Here is an 8,856-nt window from a genome sequence, read left to right as displayed (position 1 = left end):
CGATGATGTGCCGGAAGTGAGCGTGGGAGTCAAAGATATTAAAGACGAGAAAAAATAAAGTGTATTAAACCCTTTGTTTCGCGACATTGACTACGTTAATTGTTACTGACAGAGCCCCGTCCCAAAAAACACTTGCGTCAATAGTCAGGCACAATGTATAATATATTACATAATTATATTTGAACACAAATGAAAAAATTTACTTCCGCAATATTAGTACTGTTACTTATTGGCATGAGCGCCGCCGCGTTTTATTTTTATCAAAAAGCGTCTGCTATTAAGGAAGACCAAGCAAACCCTGATGCCGCAGCTCAAAAAGAAGTGGAGGATATCGTTTCCCGTGCCGGGAAACTCATTATTCTCCCTGAAGGAGAGGTTCCGACAATCGCGACCGTGAGCGATCCGGAAAAGTTGAAAGATCAGCCGTTCTTTGCGAAAGCGAAAGTCGGCGACAAGGTGCTCCTCTATCAAAATGCGAGAAAGGCGTATCTTTATGACCCGGTGAATAACAAAATTCTTGAAGTAGCTCCAATTTCACTTGGCACAGGAACGAGCGCGCAGGGAGTAGATACAACCACCGAAAGTTCGAATACACCAAAGGAAGAAACAGAACAATAACATTCGTATTACTTCAAATATCACCCCCAAGAATTTCTATGAAATCTCAAACTGCCATAAAACCTCAAACTGCCATGAAACCTGACACGATCCTTACCAATGAGAACGCAAAAGCGAGTCAAGGCGGAAACAAATTGACCGTAACCGTCATTGCGCTTTTAATAATTGCATCCGCGGCGGCTGCCTTTTTCTATAATCAAGTGAGCACGCTGGAGCAAGACCCAAATAAAGCAAACGAAGCAAAGATTGCTCTCTTGGTGGAGAGAGTAGGGAGACTCATCGCTTTACCTGAAGGCGAACTTCCTGTGGTGGCAACTGTGTCTGACACAGCTCCGCTTGCGGGCAACCCATTTTTTGCCAAAGCGAAAGTTGGCGACGAAGTACTTCTCTATACCGCAGCGCAAAAAGCATTTCTCTACGATCCAAAAGCAAATATTATCGTTGAAGTTGCCTCACTCAATATCGGTCAATAGAAATTGATAAGAGAGTTTTTCTATTAACCACGGTTCTTTATCGCGAATGTGGTACTATTTAGTATGATGAGAAAGGATGTATCCGTAGGTCGTAAATATTTTGGAATCTTCATACTCGTGCTTATTGCGAGTTTTTTTACCCCCTTTAATTCTCGAGCTAATGAGTTCACCTCGAGTTCGTTTCGTGTCTTGGATCCGGTTATGGCTCCGGCGGGATTTTCAACATCAACCGGATTTCAACTGTGGGGAACGGTAGCTGAAATCGCTCTGGGGACGAGCACCGCTTCTTCATTCCAGCTTGGCGCCGGATTTTTGCGGTACCCGTTTGCTTCAACGCCTGTTGTTTCCGCCACCGCGGGAGACGGGCAAACGGCGCTTTCCTGGACGGCATCGCAAGGCGTTTTAGGTTGGACAGCATCCGGGTACAATATCGGGCAGGCCACAATTTCAGGAGGACCGTACACGTATACTTCGCTAGGGAACGTGACCTCTTCTACAAGAACAGGGCTTAGCAATAGTACAACCTATTATTTTGTTGTTGTTGCAAAAGACGCTTTCGGCAATGCTATCGCGACCTCAACACAGGTTTCTGCGACACCCGTAGCGGCTCCGGCGGCACCTCCACCTAGCGGCGGAGGAGGCGGTGGCGGAGGAGGTGGGGGAGGAATTATTGCGTCGGCAACAGGAGCTGTTTTCTCCGGTCGCGCTTACCCAAAAAGTACGGTAACGCTTCTTAAAGACGCGCAGGTTGCCGCGACCACTGTTGCAGGCAGTGATGCGAATTTTCAAATAAGTCTTTCCGGTCTTTCCGGCGGGAATTACATTTTTTCCGTCTACAGCGAAGACAGCAAGGGCGTGCGTTCATCCCTTCTCACTTTTCCCGTGAGTATAACCTCGGGCGCCACCACCAATGTCAGCGGTATTTTTATCGCGCCGACCATCTCGGTTGATAAAAGCGAAGTAAAACGAGGCGATAACATCGCCATTTTCGGCCAAAGCGCGCCTACATCGGAAATCGTTATCACTGTCAATTCGGAAGAGGAATTTTTCGTGAAGGAAAAGACTGACGCAAGCGGTGTGTATCTGCATAACTTTGACACCTCCGTACTTGAAATGGGACAGCACACCACGAAGTCAAAGTCGGCATTGAATGGTGAGATTAGTTCTTTCGGTAAAATCGCGAGCTTTCTCGTTGGTACGAAAAATGTAGCTGCCACGATTGCGACAAAATGCCCCGGCAAGGCCGATTTGAATAATGACTGCAAAGTGAATCTGGTTGATTTTTCCATCGCGGCATATTGGTACAAACGTCCATTGAGCGCCGTTTTTAAAACAACGGAGACGGCAAAATTGAATGGCGATGGAAAAGTGGACTTGGTTGATTTCAGTATCATGGCGTTTTATTGGACGGGGTAAATATATGAATATCTTCACTAAAATTACATTCATCTTTCTTTCATTGTTTGTGGCTTTTGTTGCCACACCCGTTTTTGCCGCTGGAATATCTTTTGACGCGCAAAGTCATGAATTCGCGCAAGAAGAAGAATTTTTAATGAATGTATTCTTGAATACTGAAGGTGAATCAATAAACGCTGCGGAGGGAAGGGTGGTGTTTCCAGCTGACCTTTTGGAAGCGAGAGAAATCCGAGACGGGAATTCCACTATCAATTTTTGGGTGGAAAAACCACGTATTCTGGAACAGGGCGTCATTGTATTTTCAGGCATTACCCCGGGAGGATTTTCGGGCAAAAAAGAACTTTTGTTTTCAATTGTGTTTCGCGCAAAAAAAGACGGCAACGGCACCATTCAGGGAGACGCAATACGAGTTTTGCGAAATGATGGAGAAGGCACGGAAGTGTACACACAAACCTCGCTGTTTCCATTCTTAATCTCTTTAGAATCAAAACTACCTGCACCAGAAGTTGAGAAAGTTACAGACAATGAACCCCCGGAGGATTTTAAGCCGATTGTTACAAATGAGTTAAGTTACTTTGACGGAAAATACGCTCTCATATTCGCAACTCAAGACAAGATATCAGGGATTGACCGCTATGAAGTGCGCGAAGGGCAGTGGAGTCGGTTTAGCGTTGCCGAAAGTCCCTATCTCTTGAAACAGCAGTCGCTTGAGAGAAAGATATTCGTTAAAGCAATTGATAAAGCCGGCAATGAAAGAGTCGCGGTATTGGACGCGCGAAACATCGCGCCATGGTATCAACAATACGCAATTCTTAGTATACTATTAATGATGATTGTCGTTCTATTTTTGCTCAAAATATTATGGCCAAGATTTATACAATAATTCTTTTTTTACTGCTTTCACTTGCGCCGTTTGGAGCGGAGGCGGCGACGCTTTCTTTTTCTCAATCAGCAGATTCTTATAGTGTCGGCAGTACCTTTTCAGTCGGCGTCTATACGGGGAGTTCTGATCAGGCTATGAATGCCGCTTCCGGCGTTGTTTCTTTCCCGTCTGACAAATTGGAAGTCGTCTCTCTTTCAAAAACCGGGTCAATATTTTCTCTCTGGGTACAAGAGCCGTCATTTTCAAACAACGGAGGAACGGTCAGTTTTGAAGGCATTGTGCTCAATCCGGGATTTATGGGGGGTAGCGGCAAGATTCTCACCATCACGTTTAGGGCGAAAGCCCCAGGGGAGGCAAATTTGAGCTTCACTTCCGGTTCGGTTTTAGCGAATGACGGAACCGGTACGAATATTCTGACCGGCCTTCGCACGGCGATTATCAATATTGATTCTAAATCTTTACCGGTAGGAACACCTCCGGCAGAAGAGACTACTTCAGAGGGTAAGGCGCCGACCATCGCTTCATCAACACATCCAGACCAGGCGAAATGGTATGCGAACAGTAGTCCGGAATTTTCGTGGACACTTCCTCTGGGGGTGCTTGAGGTTAGGACGCTCATAGGCACATCACCAAAAAGCATACCGACTGTGAGCTATGATCCGCCGATCGGAAACAAAAAAATTGATACTCTTCCCGATGGCATCTATTACTTCCACTTGCAGATACGGACAGCAACGGGATGGGGTGCTGTGGCGCATTACCGCGTAAATATTGATACCACACCGCCGAAACCATTCTCTATTACGTTCCCGCACGGGACGAAAGGGGTTTTGCCGCAATCGGTCATTCTCTTCAATACGACGGACGACCAGTCGGGTATAAGCTATTACAATGTGAGAGTAGGAAGCGACGTGGCAGAGCGCGTGGACGCACTCGCGGGCGGGAACCAGCAAGAGCTTCCGTCGCAGTATCCGGGCATGTACATAGTGACGGTAACCGCTCTGGATCGCGCCGGGAACACCACGAGCGCATCGGCCGATTTCACGATTGAAGCGATTGACGCGCCGGTCATAACTTCCTATCCGGAAGAAGTTGAATCGGGCGACATAATCAAAATTCGCGGAACCACCTATCCGAATTCAAATGTGAGCGTTCTCATCAAGCAGGATGAGAAAGTAGTATCCGAAGAGAACACGCAAAGCAACGGTTCCGGAGATTTCACGCTTATTATTACAAAGCGTTTTGACTCCGGGGTCTATACGTTTACCGCGCGCGTGACTGACGCACGCGGAGCGAGAAGCAATGAAAGCGTACCACTCACGATCATAATAAACCCGAAATTCCTGGCGAGTGTCATGACGCTGATCCTCAACTATCTTTCTCTGATCATTCTCATTCTTCTTGCGCTTGCCGCCATCATCGGCATAGGGATATCCACGTGGTATCGACTTTCACGGATTATTCGCCGTCTTCGCCGCGAAGGTAGAGAGGCGGAAAAAGTGCTTGAAAAGTCATTCAACCTTCTTCGCAAGGATGTTCATGCGCATGTTATGCGATTGAAAGCGGTAAAAGACAAGCGAAAACTTACCACTGAAGAGATTCTCTTTCTTGAAGAATTTGAGAAGAATTTAAAGGAAGCGGAGAATATTATTACGAAAGAGATACAAGATGTCTCCCGTGATTCATAAAATCGTTCCAGTCATCTTCAAATACGCGTGTCAATCTTTTCCTTTGCGGGACTGTAGACCTTGATGCGTAGCGCATCCAAGAAATAAAGCTGTATCCCTATCACACACATTTCCGTTATCATGCGCGCCCGTCTCCAAAGCCCATTAAAGAGCCCGTACTTACGCTCTTTTATAGTTTGGCGCAATGTCGGCGCAAATATTAATTTCATGCGCACACCGGTACTCTTGGCATAGTAGTTAAGAGCGATCTCAATTTGGAATCCTTTGATAAGATGGTGAGGCAGTCTCCTCCAGAGTTCTTTTGAGAGTGCTCGCTCGCCGCCGATCGCGGGAAATATCCGCAAGATCTTGTTTGACCAATAGATACCTCTCCCTCGCAGTGCTACCGCCATGCCGAATCCACCGCCTGCAACCGCGCCGATCAATTCCGTAATTGTCTCATGCGTAAGGCCATCAATGTCGGCATCCACGAACAAGATGAGATCGTTCTTTGCATGGTCCACGCCGTAATGCATGGCAGCGGCTTTTCCCTGGTTTACGGGCAGGGAATACACGACAGTCGCCCCCGCCGCTGTGGCAATCGCGGCAGTTTTGTCGGTTGAGCCGTCGTTGACTACAAGTATCTCTTCCACCAAAGGGTGCGACCGTAAGCTTTCAATCACCTGCCCGATAGTTTTTTCTTCATTGTACGCCGGAATAATTACTGAAACCATAGTTTTTCAATTACTTTCTTCGCGCTGTACGTAAGCACCAAAAAGAGAACAACAAAAACAGAGAGGGATAGCAGAATATTCCGAACATCCAATACGGTGGTGTTGAAAACTTTTTGTACGCCAAGACCGAGCGCAAAAGTGAACAGAATAAGAAGTACTGACCCGATGAGATCGCCGATGAGATAACGCCGATAGGGGACCCTATACATTCCGGATAATACTTGCATGGCAGTGCGCGTACCGTAAACAAATTTTGACAGTATCAGTATTTTGATTGGATTCTCTACAAAGACGGCGGAAAGACGCTCAATCTTTGGTGCAACTCGCGCGTACATCCTATGAACAAAACGTCGCTTTAACCCTTCCGTACTCTCTTGTTCTTCAGGCAGTAGTTTCCTTGCCTGATACATCAATTTCCCGAACAGATACCACAGTGAATCTGATACAAGTGTTGCGACAAGAGCGAGTGCAAACACAGAGAGGGGATCTAATACCCCTACGGCGCTTAAGTAGACTGCCGGTACCAGTACTACCTCTCCGCCAAGCAAAAGACCGAGAAAGACAGGGGCGTATTGTATTGCAAAAGCAGAGGATACATCCATAAATACAGGATAACCTAAAAAGAGCATTGCTGATAGAGGAGTGTGTCTTTAAAAAGGTGAGATTTTTGCACTCCGTCGATAAAGGGAAGTGAAAGACGCCGCCGCCTCGTTTTGCTATACTCACTATTATGACGTATAAGCGGACATTACTCATAATCGGCATACTTATCGCGGTCACCCTTTTGTTTTGGTACTCCCTTTCGTTGCAGGAGGCGTTTTACGATATCGTCTCCTTTTTTGAAGTATACGTAAGACAGAACGAAATACTGGGGATCCTCGTGTTCATACTCACTGCCGCTCTTGCGGCGATGGTGAGCCCTTTCACTAATCTTCCGCTCATCCCCGTGGCGGTCGCTCTTTGGGGTACGGCGCTGACCGCTCTTTTGCTACTCGGAGGATGGCTTCTTGGCGCTGCAATAGCTTATTTTATCGGGTATTATGTCGGCTACCCGGCGGTTCGCTATGTTATTTCCGCTGAGCGCTTTGATGTGTGGCTCCGCGAGGTCAGAGTCCATACGAGCTTTTTCATGATGTTTCTTCTTCGCTTGGCGCTTCCCGCAGAGCTTGGCTACGCATTCGGCTTTATCCGATACCCTTTTTGGAAATATGTTTTGCTGACATTTCTTGCGGAATTGCCGTTCGTGATCATTACCACTTATGCAAGCGAGTCGATTATCCTCGGAGAACAGCTACGCTTTTTCGGGCTTATCGCGCTTGCGGGTGTCATATTCTTTGGAGCGTTCTATTTTGTTCGTAAACCTACTCCTCATGGGGTTGACCGAGCACCACTTTGACCAATTCCTCCATTGAGTATTTATAGAAACAATGATGCACTATACGCAAAACCCCTTTTGTTTCAATGGTAAAAGTGGTGCTCGGTTGACAAATAATTGGATTTCGGCTATTATATTCATGCAAACTTAGAGTCTCACTTATTTTAAAAAGTATAGCGGGCCCGCTCTTGGTCCGCTATTATCATTCAAAGAAGGCACCGCACAAAGAATATATGTATAAAAAGAATTTTAGCAAGAAACCGTTTCAGAAAAGCGTCCCGTCTCGTCATGGGAGTAATTTTCGCGCGCACGGAGGACAGAGAGGTGGACAGAGGGGCGGACAGAGACAGCAGATGAGGAGCCAGAGGATTGATGTCTCAAAATTCATCAATAAAGCGGTGATCACCGAAAAGGTGGAACATTTTGTGCCGGAGCACAAGTTTGAAGATTTCAAGATTCATCAACAGATCAAGGCAAATATTGCCGCAAAAGGATACACGATGCCTACGCCTATCCAAGACAGGACCATTCCGCACATTCTTCGCGGATCAGATGTCGTCGGCATTGCCAACACGGGAACGGGTAAGACGGGCGCGTTTCTCATTCCTCTTATCAATAAGGTGATGACAGATCCGAAAGAGAACGTACTGATCGTCGTCCCCACGCGCGAACTTGCCATTCAGATCAACGAAGAGCTCAAAGAATTCAGCAAGCATACGAATATTCATTCCGTATGCTGTGTGGGAGGCGCGCATATCGGCCAGCAAATTTCAGGCCTCAAACGTGCGCACCGTTTTGTGATCGGCACACCGGGGAGACTGAAGGATCTTATCAAAAGGAAAGTTCTTGATCTCGCGCGTTTCAAGAGCGTGGTTTTAGACGAAGCGGACAGGATGCTTGATATGGGATTTCTTCCCGACATGCGTTTTATGATGGCGTGCTTGCCGAAAGAACGGCATACGCTCTTTTTCTCCGCGACACTCTCGCGAGAAATTGAGACGCTCATTAAGGAATTTCTTCGCGAGCCGGTTTCTATTTCCGTAAAAACGCAAGATACCGCAAAGAATGTGGACCAAGACGTGGTGAGAGTTAAGCGCGGTGATGAAAAACTTGACATACTTCATGACCTTTTGATCCAGCCGGAGTTCAGCAAGGTGCTTATCTTTGGCAAGACAAAACACGGCGTGGAGAACCTCTCCAAACTTCTTGTCAAAAGAGGATTCAAAGCCGAATCGATCCACGGCGATAAAAACCAATCAAAACGACAGAAAGCGCTCGGCCTCTTCAAGGATAACCGCGCCCAGATCCTCGTAGCAACGGATGTTGCGGCGCGCGGCCTTGATATCAGCGGCATCAGCCATGTCATCAACTATGACATTCCCGCAACGTATGACGACTACGTCCACCGTATCGGCAGAACAGGAAGAGCGGGCAAGAAAGGAAAAGCGCTCACCTTTGTTGAGCATAAATAACGCCCAATAAATAGATTGGGCGTTGTTTTGACTTCATTCGGATGCCATGAAAGTTCGGAAACTTTCGTGTCGCACCACAAAGAGTACTTCCAATTTCTAGTCGCTTCGCACCACAAAGAGTACTTCTTGTTTTCTAACTCACTTCATTCGTAAGAAAACAATGTCGCTCAAGAAATTTAGGTCGCTCCTCGTTCGTCAAAATAACAGAATTCCGAGAA

9 protein-coding genes are annotated in these 8,856 nt (G+C 46.8%); 7 read left to right on the top strand and 2 right to left on the bottom strand.

Annotated elements, in window-relative coordinates:
* The first annotated feature begins 189 nt into the window (after nucleotides 1-189).
* The 5 genes from AAB523_01225 to AAB523_01205 all read left to right on the top strand — a co-directional run bounded on the left by AAB523_01225 (nucleotide 190) and on the right by AAB523_01205 (nucleotide 5,078).
* A complete protein-coding gene (locus tag AAB523_01225; GenBank protein MEK7555892.1) occupies nucleotides 190-618 on the top strand; it encodes a hypothetical protein in 429 nt (142 codons plus the stop codon).
* 38 nt (nucleotides 619-656) lie between these two features.
* Nucleotides 657-1,091, top strand: coding sequence for a hypothetical protein (locus AAB523_01220; GenBank protein MEK7555891.1), 435 nt, complete (start codon nucleotides 657-659; stop codon nucleotides 1,089-1,091).
* A 66-nt stretch (nucleotides 1,092-1,157) separates the two neighbouring features.
* The gene (locus AAB523_01215) at nucleotides 1,158-2,507 is read left to right on the top strand and encodes a dockerin type I repeat-containing protein (GenBank protein MEK7555890.1); all 1,350 of its coding nucleotides are present in this window, start codon (nucleotides 1,158-1,160) and stop codon (nucleotides 2,505-2,507) included.
* 4 nt (nucleotides 2,508-2,511) lie between these two features.
* Nucleotides 2,512-3,390 carry a hypothetical protein gene (locus tag AAB523_01210; GenBank protein ID MEK7555889.1) on the top strand — a complete coding sequence of 293 codons (879 nt, stop codon included), beginning with the start codon at nucleotides 2,512-2,514 and terminating at the stop codon, nucleotides 3,388-3,390.
* Complete coding sequence (locus AAB523_01205; GenBank protein MEK7555888.1) at nucleotides 3,369-5,078, top strand: hypothetical protein; 1,710 nt, start codon at nucleotides 3,369-3,371, stop codon at nucleotides 5,076-5,078. Before AAB523_01210 ends, AAB523_01205 begins: the two co-directional genes overlap by 22 nt.
* A gap of 17 nt (nucleotides 5,079-5,095) precedes the next feature.
* Here AAB523_01205 and AAB523_01200 read toward each other — a convergent pair whose 3' ends face one another.
* Together AAB523_01200 and AAB523_01195 are read right to left on the bottom strand one after the other, a co-directional pair.
* Nucleotides 5,096-5,791 (bottom strand): glycosyltransferase family 2 protein, encoded by a 696-nt coding sequence (locus AAB523_01200; GenBank protein ID MEK7555887.1) that lies wholly within the window; start codon nucleotides 5,789-5,791, stop codon nucleotides 5,096-5,098.
* Nucleotides 5,779-6,420, bottom strand: coding sequence for a VTT domain-containing protein (locus AAB523_01195; protein MEK7555886.1), 642 nt, complete (start codon nucleotides 6,418-6,420; stop codon nucleotides 5,779-5,781). The genes AAB523_01200 and AAB523_01195 overlap by 13 nt, the downstream gene beginning before the upstream one ends.
* A 101-nt stretch (nucleotides 6,421-6,521) precedes the next feature.
* Here AAB523_01195 and AAB523_01190 point away from each other — a divergent pair, with 101 nt between their 5' ends.
* Nucleotides 6,522-7,187, top strand: coding sequence for a VTT domain-containing protein (locus AAB523_01190; GenBank protein ID MEK7555885.1), 666 nt, complete (start codon nucleotides 6,522-6,524; stop codon nucleotides 7,185-7,187).
* A 212-nt stretch (nucleotides 7,188-7,399) separates the two neighbouring features.
* Entirely contained in the window at nucleotides 7,400-8,638 is a 1,239-nt protein-coding gene (locus AAB523_01185) for a DEAD/DEAH box helicase (protein ID MEK7555884.1), read from the top strand.
* Nucleotides 8,639-8,856: the final 218 nt, after the last annotated feature.

The sequence above is a fragment of the Patescibacteria group bacterium genome (genome assembly GCA_038063375.1).
GTDB lineage: Bacteria > Patescibacteriota > Minisyncoccia > Phycocordibacterales > JANLHH01 > JANLHH01.
The sequence above is the reverse complement of the archived record's forward strand: the minus strand, read 5'-3'. Positions and strand labels throughout refer to the sequence as shown.

What these genes read in the sequence shown, in the direction of transcription:
- AAB523_01225 (MEK7555892.1), top strand. Translation starts at nt 190, where the DNA reads ATGAAAAAATTTACTTCCGCAATATTAGTACTGTTACTTATTGGCATG.
- AAB523_01220 (MEK7555891.1), top strand. Translation starts at nt 657, where the DNA reads ATGAAATCTCAAACTGCCATAAAACCTCAAACTGCCATGAAACCTGAC.
- AAB523_01215 (MEK7555890.1), top strand. Translation starts at nt 1,158, where the DNA reads ATGAGAAAGGATGTATCCGTAGGTCGTAAATATTTTGGAATCTTCATA.
- AAB523_01210 (MEK7555889.1), top strand. Translation starts at nt 2,512, where the DNA reads ATGAATATCTTCACTAAAATTACATTCATCTTTCTTTCATTGTTTGTG.
- AAB523_01205 (MEK7555888.1), top strand. Translation starts at nt 3,369, where the DNA reads ATGGCCAAGATTTATACAATAATTCTTTTTTTACTGCTTTCACTTGCG.
- AAB523_01200 (MEK7555887.1), bottom strand. Translation starts at nt 5,791, where the DNA reads ATGGTTTCAGTAATTATTCCGGCGTACAATGAAGAAAAAACTATCGGG.
- AAB523_01195 (MEK7555886.1), bottom strand. Translation starts at nt 6,420, where the DNA reads ATGCTCTTTTTAGGTTATCCTGTATTTATGGATGTATCCTCTGCTTTT.
- AAB523_01190 (MEK7555885.1), top strand. Translation starts at nt 6,522, where the DNA reads ATGACGTATAAGCGGACATTACTCATAATCGGCATACTTATCGCGGTC.
- AAB523_01185 (MEK7555884.1), top strand. Translation starts at nt 7,400, where the DNA reads ATGTATAAAAAGAATTTTAGCAAGAAACCGTTTCAGAAAAGCGTCCCG.